The sequence below is a fragment of the Variovorax sp. WS11 genome, from assembly GCF_010499245.1.
GTDB lineage: Bacteria > Pseudomonadota > Gammaproteobacteria > Burkholderiales > Burkholderiaceae_C > Variovorax.
The window spans coordinates 3450896-3464302 of record NZ_JAAGOW010000001.1 but is presented as its reverse complement, the minus strand read 5'-3'; the positions used below and the strand labels follow the sequence as shown (position 1 = coordinate 3464302).

The following is a 13407-nucleotide window of genomic DNA, read 5'->3' as shown; positions in this document are numbered from 1 at the left end:
CCGATCGCCTACAGCACCGCCATGAACTCGCCCAGGTTCAGCGGCTTGATCAGGTGGTGGTCGAAGCCCGCCGCCGCGATGCGGTCGCGGTAGCCCTGCTGCCCCCAGCCCGTCAGCGCAATCAGCTTCAGCTCCGCGCCCCGGGGCCCGGCGCGCAGGTGGCGCGCGAGCTCGCAGCCGTCCATGCCCGGCATGCCGATGTCGAGCACGGCGATGTCGATGTCGTGCTCCCGCGCCAGCTGCAGCGCCTCTTCGCCGCCGTAGGCCACCAGCGCGGTCGCGCCCATCGACGCCAGCAGCTCGGCGAGGGTGTCGGCCGCATCGCGGTTGTCGTCGACGACCAGGATCGTGCCCTCGAGGGAAGGCGCCCACCCGTCCTGCGACATGCGCGTGCGCCGGCCGGGCGCGGCCGCGCTCTTGGCCAGGGGCAGGCGCACGGTGAAGGTGGCGCCGCGGCCCAGGCCTTCGCTCGCGGCCTCGACGCTGCCGCCCTGCAGCTCCACCAGGCTCTTCACCAGCGTCAGGCCGATGCCCAGCCCGCCCTGCGCCTCGCGTGCCGTGCCGCTCACCTGCACGAACATCTCGAAGATCGACTTCAGCATCTCCGGCGCCAGGCCGGTGCCGGTGTCGCTCACCGACACGACGGCCTGCCGCCCCTCCTGACGCGCAGTCACCGTCACCCGGCCGCCCGCGGGCGTGTACTTGGCCGCGTTGTTCATCAGGTTCGAGAACACCTGCGTGAGGCGCACCGCATCGCCGCGCACCACCAGCGGATCGCCCGCGACGTCGACCGTGAGCGAATGCCCGGCGCGCTCGAACAGCGGCCGGCTCAGCTCGACCGCGTCGTCGATCACCGCGTCGAGCAGCACCGGGCCCAGGTGCAGCTCGATCTTGCCGCGCGTGATGCGCGAGACCTCCATCAGGTCGTTCACCAGGCGCACCATGTGCTCGACCTGGCGGTTCATGAGCTCGTAGTACTTTCCGGCCTCTTCCGGCCCGGGCTTCTTGCGCTGCAGCAGCGACAAGGCGGTGCCCAGCGGCGCCAGCGGATTGCGCAGCTCGTGGGCCAGCGTGGCGAGGAACTCGGTCTTGCGCTGGTCGGCGTCGCGCAGCCCTTCCAGCAGGTTGCGCAGCTCGTACTGCCGGCGGCGCGAGCGCAGGGCGGTGCGCACCGCGCTCACCAGCGAGGCCACGCGCATCGGCCGCTCGATCACCGTGACGTTGGCGAACTCGTCCATGGCGCTGGCGATGGCGCGCGAATCCGCCCCCTGGCGCGCCAGCACCAGCACCGGCACGTCGGACCAGGGCGGCTGCGCGGCCAGCGCGCCGGTGAGCACGGCCAGCGCCGGGCCGGCGAGCACCTCTTCGGCCAGCATGATGGCGCCGGCGCCGCGCAGCAGCTCATCCACCAGCGAGCCCATGTCGTCGCACACCTGCGAGACGAAATGCGCGCGCTCCAGCACGGTGCTCGCCATCCCGGCGTCCCTCGAGGTCGCCGTCCGCAGGAGGATGCGCTCTTCGAGATCGGGCGGCAGCGCGCTCACGATGGCGACCGAACCCCGTCGATCGGGACGGGCACGCCCGTCAGGATGCCCCGGAAGTTGCGCAGCGGCGCCCCGACATGGATGCCCTGCGCATTCAGCGAGAAGGAGCGGATGGTCCGCTCGTGCGCGCCGCCGCGCTTCTTGAGCACCGAGATCGCCTGCCTCACCTCGCCCCCGTCCTCGAAGTAGCGCAGCAGCACCACCGAGTCGGCCAGGTAGCTCGCATCGACCGGCGTCTGCATCTGCATGCCGATGAGGCCGTGCTGAGCGCCCACCAGCATGGTGGCCACGCCGTTCTGCCCGAGGTAGGTCAGCAGTTCGTGGAGCTGGACGATCAGGAAGCGCTCGTCGGGCATGGCGTTGAGGTAGCCGTTGAGGCTGTCGATCACCACCATCGTCGCCTCGTGCTGCTCGACCGCCTCGCGGATCTCGTGGACGAACTCGCCGGGCGACAGCTCCGCCGGGTCGACCTGGCGCACGCGGATGTGTCCGGAGTCGATGTACGGCCCCAGGTCCATGCCCAGGCCCTCGCAGCGCGTGCGCAGGGTGTTGATGCTCTCGTCGAAGATGAAGAGCGCCGCGCATTCGCCACGCTTCGCCGCGGTGATCGCGAACTGCACCGCCACGCTCGACTTGCCCGTGCCGGGCGCGCCCACGAACAGCGTGCTGGTGCCCTTCTCGATGCCGCCGCCCAGCAGGTCGTCGAGCGCCACCAGGCCGCTGGGGATTCGCGTCTGCGTCATCGGCGGCGTGTGTTCCGAGGCCACCAGCCGAGGGAACACATGCAACCCGCCGCGCGCGATCTTGTAGTCGTGGTAGCCGCCGCGGAACTCCTTGCCGCGGTACTTGGTGACCACCAGCCGGCGGCGCGACGCGCCGTAGTCGGGGTTGAGCTGCTCCAGCCGGATCACCGCATGCGCGATGCTCTGCACCTGCAGGTCCTGGTCGGCGGCCGTCAGGTCGTCGAGCAGCAGCACCGTGCACTGCCGGCCGGTGAAGAACTGCTTGAGCGCGAGGATCTGCCGGCGGTAGCGCAGCGACCCGCCCGCCAGCAGGCGCAACTCGGACAGCGAGTCGAACACCACCCGGGTGGGCTTGATCTTGTCGACGTCGGCCAGGATCCGGAGCGTCTTCTCGCCGAGCTCGATCTCGGAGGGGTGGAACATCGTGTACTGGTCGTCCGGCTCCAGCGCGTCCTGCGCGGGCAGCATCTCGCGCACCTCGATGCCCTTCAGGTCCCAGCCGTGGGACTCGGCCACGCCCTGCAGTTCGTGCGCCGTTTCGGAAAGGGTGACGTACAGCACCGGCTCGCCGTGCACCACGCCCTCGCGCAGGAACTGGATCGCCACCGTGGTCTTGCCCGCGCCGGGCGCGCCCTCCAGAAGATAGAGCCGGTGGGCCGTGAGGCCGCCGCCCAGGACATCGTCGAGCCCGGGGACGCCCATCTTCAACAGCACGGGCTCCTGCGCCTTGTTGCCACCGCCCGTGGGCGGGATCCTTGCCTTCATTTTTCCAGCCCCCGAAAACGTTCTACGAAAGAGTTAAGGAGTCGCTGAATGTAAGGCCTGTAAAGCGGCCGCGCTGTAGGGAGTCATCCCCTCTTCGGACCGCCCGGGCCCGTGTTCACCGGGCTTTTATCGTCCGGCTGGGGGATGACGCACGGGCCGCCGGCGCGCCCAATCGGCCCAGGCGGTCATGGGTTCGGCCGTCAAGGGAGCAATGTCATGAAGTCACCTCTTTCCGTACCCGCGCTGGCCCTGAGCTGCGCGCTGCTCGCCGCCTGCAACACGCAGCCCGGCATCCTCTACACCACCGAAGGCAACGAGTTCGACGTGATGAGCCTCACCGATGCCCAGGGCAACTGCGAGGGCCTCGCCCGCGTGGCCTACCTGACCTGGTGGGGCGTCGAGACCCTAAAAGGCTGCTGGGCGCGCGAGCGCGGCGAGATCGTCGGGCGCTTTCCCGGGCTGGAGGACAGGCGGGTGCCCCTGGGCGCGTTCCAGCGCACCGAGCTGGCGGAGTACCGCGGCGCCTCGCTGCACTGAGGCCCGCGCGGCGGGCCATTGCAAGGGCCGGCGTTTTGGACGGACACTCGCGTCGAGAATGAGTCATGGAGGAAAAACGATGCGACGTGTCGCCGTCATCGGGTCCGGGCCGGGCGGGCTGGTCGCCGCGCGCTACCTGCAATCGGAAGGCTTCGCGCCCGTGCTCTTCGAGCAGGCGGCAACGCCGGGCGGCCAGTGGAGCGGCAACGCCAGCTGCAGCGGCGTATGGCCGTCCATGCGCACGAACACGAGCCGCGTGCTCACGCAATTCAGCGACCTGCCGCACGCGCCGGGGCTGGCCACCTACCCTTCCAATCGCGAGATCGGCGACTACCTGTTGCGCTATGCGGCCCAATTCGACCTGACGGCGCAGACGCGTCTGCGGACGGCCGTGCGCGAAATCCGGGCCGTGCCCGGCGGATGGGCCGTGCGGCACGATGCGCAAGAGGAAGTGTTCGAGAAAGTCGTGGTCGCGAGCGGACGCTTCCAGCATGCGTGCATCCCCGAGGTGCCGGGCCTGGCGTCGTTCTCGGGCAGCGCCGGCGTGGCGCATACCTTCGCGTACAAGGACCCGGAGCGGTACCGCGGCAAGCGCGTGCTCGTGGCGGGCTGCGCCATCAGCGCGCTGGAGATTGCCAGCGACCTCTGCATGCTCGGTGCGGCGCGCGTCGTGGTGTGCCAGCGGCGGCAGCGCTACGTGCTTCCGAAGCTGATGGCCGGCGTCCCGTCGGACCATCGCGTGTTCTCGCGCTACCAGGCGCTGGCCGAGGAGTCGCTGCCGCGCAGCGAGTTCGGCGCATTGTTGAAGGAGCTGGTGGTGGGCGCGGTAGGCAGTCCCGAACAGTACGGCGCACCCAAGCCCGCCGACAGCATCTTCGAGGCGGGCCTGACGCTGAGCCAGCACTACCTGCCCCTGGTCGCCGAGGGCCGCATCGAGGTGCGCCCGTGGTTCGACCGGGTCGACGGCACGCAGGTCAGCTTCAGCGACGGACGGGCAGAGCCCTTCGACGGCATTCTCTTCGGCACGGGCTTCGAGATGAGCCTGCCTTTTTTGAGCGAAGCGATCCGCCGCACGCTCAACCTGGATGCGCAGCACATCGAGCTCTACAAGCACACCTTCCATCCGGAGCTGCCGGGGCTTGCCTTCGTCGGCATGTGGGATCAGTCCGGGCCAATGTTTCCGCCGGTCGAATTGCAGGCGCGGTGGCTCGCTTATGTGTGGGGCGGCGCCGTGGCATCGCCGACGCCTGATGAGATGCAGCTCGGCATTGCCGAATGTCGCGCCCGCCGCGGCGAGCCGCAGAAGACGAAGATGAACCTGGTGGCGTTGCTGTTCGCGCGCGCCGCGGGCGTGGAGCCGGAGCTGGAGCGCTGGCCTGAGCTTCAGCGTGCGCTGCTGTTCGGGCCGCTTGCGCCTGTTTCGTTTCGCCTGCAAGGGCGCGATGCGCTGCCGGACGCGGCGAGCCGCTTCGCCGGCGAGGCGATGGCCTTCGGGTGCGTGCAGTCCTCGCAGTTCTGCGATTCCGAGTTGGAGAAGCTGCGGCGACTGGGCAGCGTCGCGGAGCCGGCGCTCACGAAAACCGCTGTATGAGTTGACCCAGGCGCCGGCAAGCCGTCGCCTGCTGGGCTTCGATGGCGGTTGCGACACCGAGAAGCAACCCCGAACGCGCCGTACCGGGCGCGCCGTACCAGACCGACAGCGGCGCCGGGGCCATGCCATAGGCATACGCTTCGCGGGCGATCGCCTTGTCGTCGGCACCGTCCGGCAACTGAAGCACGACGGCCAGTCCGGCGGCGTAGCCATGCAGGCCTTCGGCCTCCAGGTTGGCGAGCAATGCGCTGCTCCGTGCCGCATAGACGCGTTTCATCCGTCGCAGATGCCGCAGGTAGTGCCCGTCTCGCATGAATTCCGTCGTCGCCGTCTGCACGGCCGGACCGGGAGCGGGCGCAAGGCAAGCCATGACATCGTCGAAGCGGGCGACGAGCGAGAGAGGCGCCACGACGAAGCCGAGGCGCAGCGTGGGGCTGATGGTTTTGCTGAACGATCCGATATGGATCACGCGCCCGGACCGGTCCTGCGCTGCCAGGGCGGGCGCGGCGCGGCGCTTCAGTTGCAGCTCGCCCAGGTAGTCGTCTTCGATGATCCAGGCGTGCGCGCGCCTTGCCCAATCGAGCAGTCGAAGCCTGCGCGCGAGCGACAAGGTCGGACCCAGGGGTGCCTGCTGGCCCGGCGTCACCAGCGCCAGGGCTGCATCGGGTGCGCGCGCCTCCCCATGGGCAACGTCGATGCCCTCTTCGTCGACGGGGATGGGCACCGTCGAAAGGCGCGAGATCTGGAGCGCTCTGCGGGTCGGAAGAAAGCCGGGGTTCTCGACCCATGCAGCACGCCCTTCGGCGCGGAGGGCCTGCAGGGTGGCACCCAGCGCGCCCGAAAAGCCTGCCGTGATGAAGATCTGCGAGGGCCGGCACTCGATACCGCGCGACAGTGCCAGGTGGGCCGCAATCTCGCGCCTCAACTCGTGCTCGCCGCGAGGGTCGTGATAGAAGGCGGGCGCTTCCACCTCGTCACGCGCCGCACGCGCGCGAATGCGTCCGAAGAGCGCGACGGGGAAGCAGTCGGAGGCCGGTACGCCCATCTGGAACACCGCAGGCCCGGGCACGAAATGCTGGTACAGGTCGGATTGCAGATCGGTCTCGATCGACCGCTGCTCCTTCACGGCGCGCTTGACCGGCTGGCCCGCCACGCGGGTGCCGGCGGGCCGTGACGAGACGATCAACTGCGCATCGGCCAACCGCTCGTACGCCGTCTTGACAGTGCCGCGCGCAACGCCCAGTTGCGCAGCGAGGTCGAGCCACGACGGCAGCCTGGCGCCCGGTGCGAGCACCCCGCTGGCGATCGCGCCGGAGATTCCGATGCTGATCTGCTCGGCCAGGGAGGTGTTGGCCGTGCGGTCCAGAACGATCTTCAAGCCACTGTCCATCGTGGCATGGTACATCCGGATCATGCGTTTTCAGGTCTTTTTTCTGAACCGGCCGGAGCGCACCATCGAGGCTCCCAAGCAAGGAAACCGACCCATGAAACTCCAACGCCTTCTTCTCCCCCTCCTCTTCGCCACCGGCGTGGCCTTTGCCGGAGCCGCGGCTGCGCACGGCACCGGCGACACGGTGAAGCCGAACTTCGACCGGCCCATCACCAACATTCCCGGCAAGTCGCTCATCGCGCTGGAAGTGCTGTACCCGCCGGGCGGTGCTTCGCTGCCGCACGTCCATTCGAAGTCTGCGTTCATCTATGCCTACGTGGTCTCGGGCAGCATCGCCAGCAAGGTCAACGACGGCCCCGAGCGCGTCTACAAGGCCGGGGAAAGCTTCCACGAGGATCCGGGCTCGCGCCACCCCGTGAGCCGCAACGCCAGCAAGACGAAGCCCGCCAAGCTGCTCGCCGTGTTCGTCGTGGACAGCGGCGACCACCCTCTCACCACCAACGAATGACACAGGAGCAAACCATGAGACTGGACTACACCAAAGCATCTCCGGGCGGCGTCAAGGCCTTCGGCAGCGTGTACGGCTACATCACCCAATCGGGCCTCGAGGACGTCCTCGTCGAGCTCATGTACCTGCGCATCAGCCAGATCAACGGCTGCGCGTATTGCCTGGACATGCACACCCGCGACCTCTCGAAGAAGGGGGTGTCGGTTCAGAAGCTCGCGCTGGTGCAGGCGTGGCAGGAAGCCGGCGACCTCTTCAGCGAACGGGAACGCGCGGCGCTCGCGTGGGCCGAATCGGTGACGCGCGTGGCCGACACGCACGTGCCGGACGACGCTTTCGAGGCCGCCGCGTCCGTGTTCAGCGAAAAGGAACTCGCCGACCTGACCATGGCGATCGGCCTGATGAACGCTTTCAACCGCTTGGCGATCAGCTTCCGCCGCGGGCCGGAGCCTGCGCAGGCGGCCAAGGGCTGAGGCCCGCGCGCGATGCGCAGGATCAGAACGTGACCTTGACCGAGGGCGCGCTGCGCTGGGCCTCGCCGTGGAACACGGCCTCGATGTTGTTGCCGTCGGGGTCCAGGACGAAGCACGCGTAGTACCCCGGGTGATACGGCCGCTCGCCCGGTGCGCCGTTGTCCCTGCCGCCATGCGCGAGCACGGCCTTGTAGAACGCATCGACCATCGCCTTGTCCTGGGCCTGGAAAGCCAGGTGGTGGCGCCCGGTCAGCTGGCCGTTGGCGGCCTTGCTGCTGGCGGTCGAAACGAAGAGCTCATCGGCCCAGAAATAGTCCTCGCCACTGCCGGCCATCGGGATCTTCAACACTTCGAAGGCAGCCTCGTAGAAGGCTCGACTTGCGGCGAGGTCCTTCACGACCAGCTGGAGGTGATCGATCAAGCGGCCGCGGTGCAACTCCTGTGTTTCCATGCATATGCTCCTTTGGATTGGATAGCCTTTCGCATGAAGGGCACTTCGTCTGTCAGCGTGGTTCGACAACGTCGACCCCGCCATAGCGACTCAGGCATTCTTGGCTCTGTTGATGGGTCATCTCACGCAGGAGGCGATCTGAGCACCGCCCCCGTCGCCAGGATGCCGTCAAAGAAAGAATGGTGACAAAATCTGTCACTATGCCGACCTACATTGGGCTTCCAACTCAACTGAAGGAAAGCACCATGAACACTAGCAAGGCATTTGAGATCGCTCAGATCTACGCCAAAGCGCTCGCGAACAAGGACGTCGAGACCATCGTCTCTATCTCGGCCGAGGAGGTCGTCTGCACCTCGCCCATCGGTCAGACCACCGGTCTCGAGCGCTTCCGCGCCTTCCAGGAAGGCTTTACCAAGATGCTCACGAACCTGACCGTCCTCGCCGTCTACGGCGACGACCAGCAGGCCGTCGTGGTTTACCTCGCCGAGACGCACCCGGTGCCTCGCTCGCTCGTGGCGGAGCTCGTCAAGGTCAAGGACGGCAAACTTGCATCGACCGATGTGATCTACGACGCCACGCCCTTCGCTGCCTTCATGAAAACGGTTCAGCCTCACTGAACGAACGGGCCGGTGATGAAGCGAGTTCAATACGACAGGTATGGCGGCCCCGAGGCGATGCGCCTGACAGAGTTCGACCTGGGAACCCCTGGCGAGGGGGAGGTGGCCGTCAGGGTCAAGTTTGCAGCCATCAATCCCATCGACTGGAAAGTGCGCAACGGCGATCTCAAGATGGTCACGGGAAAGTCCTTCCCACGCGCGCTGGGGTCTGACTTCTCCGGGACCGTGATGGCCGTCGGCCCGGGCGTCACTCGCTTCAAGCCTGGAGATGCCGTGTTCGGCCTTGCACGACTCAAGGAGAGCGGCGCGTGCGGCCATGCAGTGCTCACCGACGCGAGCTTTCTGGCGATGAAGCCTGACAGCGTTTCCTTCGAGGACGCCGCCTGCCTCGGCACTCCTGGCGTCACCGCCTGGAATGGTCTGTTCGACAAGGCTGGACTGAAGCCTGGCGCACATGTCTTCATCAACGGCTGCACCGGGGCCGTTGGCGAAACAGCCGTTCAGCTTGCACGGATGACAGGGGCCAAGGTCTCGGGCAGCTGCAGCGCCGAGGCAATGCCACGCGCCCATGCGCTGGGTGTCGCGCGCCTACGACTATCGGACAACCGACTTGGCAAAGATCAGCGAGCGCTTCGATGTTGTTTACGATACCGCGGCCACCATGACGACCGCCGTCGGTCTCGGGATGCTTCGCGACGGAGGCGTGTACCTCGACATCAATCCGACGCTGGGCAAGTTCATGCGTTCCATGTTCGATCGCAGGCTGAAACCAATCATCTGCAAGGCGAAAGCGGACATTCTCGATGGCTTGGCGCGTGCTGCAGCGGAAGGAAAACTCCGGCTCCCGGTAGCCAAGACCGTGCCGCTGAGCGACGCCATGCGACTTCTCCACGAGCTTGAACAGGGGCACAAGCTGGCCGGGAAAGGCCTCGTTGTGATGGATTGACGTGTCCCGCAGCCAGCGATTGTTCGACCTCATGCAGGTGCTGCGCCGACACCGTGGAACGGTGTCCGGCGAAGTGCTTGCCAGCGAGTCGGGCGTGTCGCTGCGCACGATACGGCGCGACATCGCCACGCTGCAGTCGCTCGGAGCGGAGATCGACGGTGCCCCAGGCGTCGGCTACATCCTGAGACCGGGATTTCTTCTACCCCCACTGTCGTTCACCGAGGAAGAGCTCCAGGCTCTGGTCGCGGGCGCACAGTGGGTGAGCCGCCAGACGGACGATGCGCTCGCCTTGGCCGCTCAGAATGCGCTCGCCAAGATTGGCGGTGTACTTCCCTCCGATATGCGGAGGATGCTGGACGACGACACGCTCTACATCGCCCGAAAGCGAGAAGACACGTCAGGGCTCGACCTGGCAAGGGTCCGACAGGCAATGCGCGAGCAGTGCAAGATGCGCATCGGCTACACCGATCAGGCCGGGGTAGTTTCGGAGCGAATCATCTGGCCAATCATGCTGGGCTTCGTTGAGTCGCGGCGGTTCATCGCGGGATGGTGCGAACTGCGCCAGGACTTCCGTCTGTTCCGTGCCGACCGCATCGTGAAGATGGATTTCCTGCAAGAGCGCTACATCCGAAATCGTCGCCAGATGGTCAAGGAATGGCGCGCTCAGGTCGATCGCGAGCGCAATCGCCGCAAAGGCGCCTAGACGGCGCCTGGCGAGCACTACCGCCGCGCGCGGGCGGGCGGCCATCGGCATTGAGCGTGCGCGCCTAGCGCCCCGTGCCCTTGGCCCTCGCAACTTTCTGCGCGATCTCCTGCGCAGCCGATTGAAGGCTCTTGTTCCCCGGGTACTGCGCCGCATACTGGTTGGACGCAGCGACCAGCCCGCTCGCCGGCGAGCCGAGGCGCGCGCTCGACAGCAGCGAGGACGCCTCGGACGTCAACAGATAGGCCGTGATCTTGCGCGGATCGGTGCCGGGCAGGCCGAGCCTGTCCACGATCGCGCGGTCAGGATCGATCCCGTGGATGCGGCTTTCGAGCTGCGCGGTGGCGCGCAGCCAGTTGGCGTACCGCACCGCATCCGTGAGCCCGAATTCGCCGGTGGCCGACGGGAAGCGCGGCTCGGTCCGGCTCAGCAGCTCGATGATCTCGCCGAGCGCGTGGGCGGAGTAGCCGTTCAGCACCTTCGGGTTGTCGTTGACCGCATGCGCCAGGATGTCGGCCGCATAGGCATTCGACGAGGCGCGGACGGTGGAAAGCAACTCGTCCTGCACGCGCGCGGGCGCCAGCGGCGCCATGTGCGCCAGTTCCCCGTAGTAGTCGTCCCGGCCGAGGATCTGCTTGTCGAACGCATCTTTCAGCAACGCATCGGAGCCCGGCAGATAGCCCAGGCGCGAGAAGCTCAGCACGGCCGATCGCGCCACCTGCCTGTTGGCGTCGCCCATCAGGCCACGCAGGTCCAGCAGGAGTTCGGCATTGAACCCGGTCGGGTCGTCCGGCGCATACAGGCGAGCCAGGATGCGGGCCAGCGCGACCTTTTCATCGTCGCTGAGCCCGCGCTGCAACAAGGCACGCGCGGCCAATGCCGACTGGGTGGTGAGCGGCACTCCCTGGGCGAAGATCCGGTCGAGCTCGTTGCGGCCCGCGATGCCGGGCTTGGGGACATAGGCGACCAGCGGGTTGTGAGGGTCCGGGCTGTTCCTGGCGATGGTGATCGCCGCCGCATACCTGCCGGCGGCTGCTGCTGCGGACGCGTCTTGCTCGGCGCCGCGGGATGCAGGCGCGGGCGCCTCCTGCCGCGGCACCGTCGATGCGAGATGCTGCCATCCGAACACCACCCACACGACCCCGGCCAGGGCAAGGCCTGCGATTGCGAGGACTCCGGCCTTCTTCATGATGCGTGCTTGCTTGCGTGCCTGCCTGCCTGCCTCGACTTCAGCTCCAGCCCTTCATCTTGTCGAACAGCTTGGAGGGCAGGATCACGTCGCTCTTGAGGTCGCGATTGCGGTCCAGCCAGAGCTGCGGCACCGGATAGACCGAGCCCATGCCTTCGTCGTCGGCGGTCTTTTCATACACATTGATGATGAAGGTGTCGCAGCGGTACAGGCCCCGCTGGGCCACACGCCCCCAGACCATGGGCTGGGCGCTCGTGTAGTGCTGGCCGTAGGTGTAGTCGGCGCCGATCAGGTAGGCCTGGAAGGCGCGCTTGACCAGCGCCATCCGGGCACCGATGTCCTCGAAGTCGGCGGGCTGCAGGCAGGCCGTCTTGAAGCATTTGTTGAGCAGGTGGTTCGGGTTGTTGGGCGAGGCCGTGCCCCAGTAGGCGGAGCGCGCCTTGAAGCTGGCCAGCGATTCGTAGAGGATGGCGTTGCTGCCCTCGTCCAGCACCTCGACCACGCTGCTGCCGTCGAACATGCCGGTGTGCCCCAGCGAGCCCAGCCCGGAGATCGCCAGGTCGCGCCCGACCACATCGCCGGCGAGCTGGGGGTCGCCGATGACTACGTCCGCACCGATGTTCCACAGCGCCCTGCCGCTGCCGTAGATGACCAGGTTGCCGTCGTCCTGCGCCGCGAGGTAGGCGCCCGGGTTGCCGGAGGTTTGCGAGTTCCAGACCGGCGTGCCGGTGCCGGTGTAGACGACGAGGTTGCCATCGCCTTGCATCGGCGCGAACGCGCCCGGATTGCCGTAGGTGTGGCTGTGCCAGCGCGCGGCCCAGTCGGTGGTGCGGTAGTAGACCAAGTTGCCGTCGCCCTGCATGACCAGGAGATAGCGGCCGTTGTCGGAGCTGATGGACTGGCCTGGGGACAGGGTTGTGTTGGGGGCGAGGATGCCGGCGGTGGTGGCGCAGGCGAGGGCTAGCAGGAGGGCTGCGGGGGCTTGGGACCACTTTGTCATCACAACCTCCCTTCGGGCTGGAAGCCCGCGATGCGGTGCAATGTGCCGGCGCTGGGTGGGAAACGAGCGCTGGCTCGGCCCGCTTGGGATTGCAGATGCTGTTGACATGGCCTGCTTGGGGCGGCCCTGCGCCGCTGGCTTGGCGGGCGGTCCTCTTCGAGCGCTGCGTGCAAGTGGGGCGAGCATTGTTCCGCAATGGCCGGGGAGGCACAAGCGGGGGGCTCGGTCGGCCCGCATGGCGCGCGCCGTCTTCCTCACCCAGGCGCGCTGATGGCGGACACCGCAGGCAGTGGATGGAGCGCACCCTATCCTGGCGGTTGCGGTGGTCGCGCCCTGTCAGCTGATGGGGCGATGGTCTGCGGCACGCCGACAGTGGGCGGCGAGCGTCATGCAGGCGGCGGCCAGGTCACCCAGCTCCGCCATAAGGAAGCCCAGGCTCTCAAGGCTGTCGGCGCCGATGCTGCCATCTTCGATGGGGACTGCCGAATGGGCTAGCAGGCCTATGGCGCCTAGGCCCTGGTGGATTGTGGACATCGTGGCTTCTGCGTCCTCGGCGACGGATCGCAGCAGCCCGGGCGAAGCACGATTGGCGTCGACGGCGCCGTTGTCGGAGATGGGAAGGCGCGGAAGGTGCGCCAGCAATTGGCGCATGGGGAGCATGGGCTCGGCGCGGATGATGGGAGCGGTCGACATGGGCCCAGTGTGCCGGGAGAACCATAGAGCGCCAGAGACTATAGTACGTGCCGCGTTGAGATGCCTCTGCAGCGAATCAGCTGATTCCGACTGATCTCGGACTCCAGCGCCATCGCGTGGATGACAACTTGAGACTGCTTACGGTTCGGCCTTCCTGGTCGAACGCTGCCGCCGAAACGAAAGCCGCTCAAGACCGCATGAGCCAGGGAATGGCGAGTACAACGCGCGATGCGAGCGATCTGACTTGGTCGATGAAATCC

At 67.3% G+C, this 13407-nt stretch carries 14 protein-coding genes and 1 pseudogene; 8 read left to right on the top strand and 7 right to left on the bottom strand.

What is annotated here, in order from left to right; all coding sequences use genetic code 11:
* Positions 1–8: 8 nt before the first annotated feature.
* Both GXN78_RS17095 and GXN78_RS17090 read right to left on the bottom strand, forming a co-directional pair.
* On the bottom strand, positions 9–1544 hold the full coding sequence (locus GXN78_RS17095) for an ATP-binding protein (RefSeq protein ID WP_239142745.1): 1536 nt from the start codon (positions 1542–1544) through the stop codon (positions 9–11).
* Positions 1541–2989 (bottom strand): ATPase domain-containing protein, encoded by a 1449-nt coding sequence (locus GXN78_RS17090; protein ID WP_106557433.1) that lies wholly within the window; start codon positions 2987–2989, stop codon positions 1541–1543. The genes GXN78_RS17095 and GXN78_RS17090 overlap by 4 nt, the downstream gene beginning before the upstream one ends.
* Before the next feature lie 279 nt (positions 2990–3268).
* Between GXN78_RS17090 and GXN78_RS17085 the strand changes: the two genes are divergently transcribed.
* Both GXN78_RS17085 and GXN78_RS17080 read left to right on the top strand, forming a co-directional pair.
* Positions 3269–3589 carry a hypothetical protein gene (locus tag GXN78_RS17085; RefSeq protein ID WP_106557402.1) on the top strand — a complete coding sequence of 107 codons (321 nt, stop codon included), beginning with the start codon at positions 3269–3271 and terminating at the stop codon, positions 3587–3589.
* A gap of 79 nt (positions 3590–3668) precedes the next feature.
* A complete protein-coding gene (locus GXN78_RS17080; RefSeq protein WP_106557401.1) occupies positions 3669–5180 on the top strand; it encodes an NAD(P)-binding domain-containing protein in 1512 nt (503 codons plus the stop codon).
* Here GXN78_RS17080 and GXN78_RS17075 read toward each other — a convergent pair.
* Positions 5161–6558: a PLP-dependent aminotransferase family protein gene (locus GXN78_RS17075; RefSeq protein WP_308812413.1), complete on the bottom strand. Its 1398-nt coding sequence runs from the start codon at positions 6556–6558 to the stop codon at positions 5161–5163. The genes GXN78_RS17080 and GXN78_RS17075 overlap by 20 nt on opposite strands.
* A 106-nt stretch (positions 6559–6664) precedes the next feature.
* On the opposite strand from GXN78_RS17075, the gene GXN78_RS17070 reads away from it, so the two are divergent.
* Together GXN78_RS17070 and GXN78_RS17065 are read left to right on the top strand one after the other, a co-directional pair.
* Positions 6665–7078: a cupin domain-containing protein gene (locus tag GXN78_RS17070; protein WP_106557400.1), complete on the top strand. Its 414-nt coding sequence runs from the start codon at positions 6665–6667 to the stop codon at positions 7076–7078.
* 14 nt (positions 7079–7092) lie between these two features.
* Positions 7093–7548 (top strand): carboxymuconolactone decarboxylase family protein, encoded by a 456-nt coding sequence (locus GXN78_RS17065; protein WP_106557399.1) that lies wholly within the window; start codon positions 7093–7095, stop codon positions 7546–7548.
* Positions 7549–7570: 22 nt separating this feature from the next.
* On the opposite strand, the gene GXN78_RS17060 is transcribed toward GXN78_RS17065, so the two are convergent.
* Complete coding sequence (locus GXN78_RS17060; protein WP_106557398.1) at positions 7571–7999, bottom strand: VOC family protein; 429 nt, start codon at positions 7997–7999, stop codon at positions 7571–7573.
* Between the two features lie 245 nt (positions 8000–8244).
* On the opposite strand from GXN78_RS17060, the gene GXN78_RS17055 reads away from it, so the two are divergent.
* From GXN78_RS17055 to GXN78_RS17045, 4 genes and pseudogenes are all read left to right on the top strand, one after another.
* Entirely contained in the window at positions 8245–8616 is a 372-nt protein-coding gene (locus tag GXN78_RS17055) for a nuclear transport factor 2 family protein (protein WP_106557397.1), read from the top strand.
* A 15-nt stretch (positions 8617–8631) separates the two neighbouring features.
* Positions 8632–8868: pseudogene (locus GXN78_RS41275) on the top strand (alcohol dehydrogenase catalytic domain-containing protein); the annotation flags it as partial.
* Positions 8869–9226: 358 nt separating this feature from the next.
* Positions 9227–9562 (top strand): zinc-binding dehydrogenase, encoded by a 336-nt coding sequence (locus GXN78_RS41270; RefSeq protein ID WP_239142744.1) that lies wholly within the window; start codon positions 9227–9229, stop codon positions 9560–9562.
* 19 nt (positions 9563–9581) lie between these two features.
* Positions 9582–10265: a YafY family protein gene (locus GXN78_RS17045; protein WP_275407568.1), complete on the top strand. Its 684-nt coding sequence runs from the start codon at positions 9582–9584 to the stop codon at positions 10263–10265.
* Positions 10266–10329: 64 nt separating this feature from the next.
* Here the strand turns inward: GXN78_RS17045 and GXN78_RS17040 are convergent, their stop codons facing one another.
* The 3 genes from GXN78_RS17040 to GXN78_RS17030 all read right to left on the bottom strand — a co-directional run bounded on the left by GXN78_RS17040 (position 10330) and on the right by GXN78_RS17030 (position 13105).
* Positions 10330–11454 carry a hypothetical protein gene (locus tag GXN78_RS17040; protein ID WP_106557395.1) on the bottom strand — a complete coding sequence of 375 codons (1125 nt, stop codon included), beginning with the start codon at positions 11452–11454 and terminating at the stop codon, positions 10330–10332.
* Between the two features lie 40 nt (positions 11455–11494).
* Positions 11495–12454, bottom strand: coding sequence for a hypothetical protein (locus tag GXN78_RS17035; protein WP_164255509.1), 960 nt, complete (start codon positions 12452–12454; stop codon positions 11495–11497).
* Between the two features lie 336 nt (positions 12455–12790).
* Complete coding sequence (locus tag GXN78_RS17030) at positions 12791–13105, bottom strand: hypothetical protein (protein WP_164255507.1); 315 nt, start codon at positions 13103–13105, stop codon at positions 12791–12793.
* Positions 13106–13407: the final 302 nt, after the last annotated feature.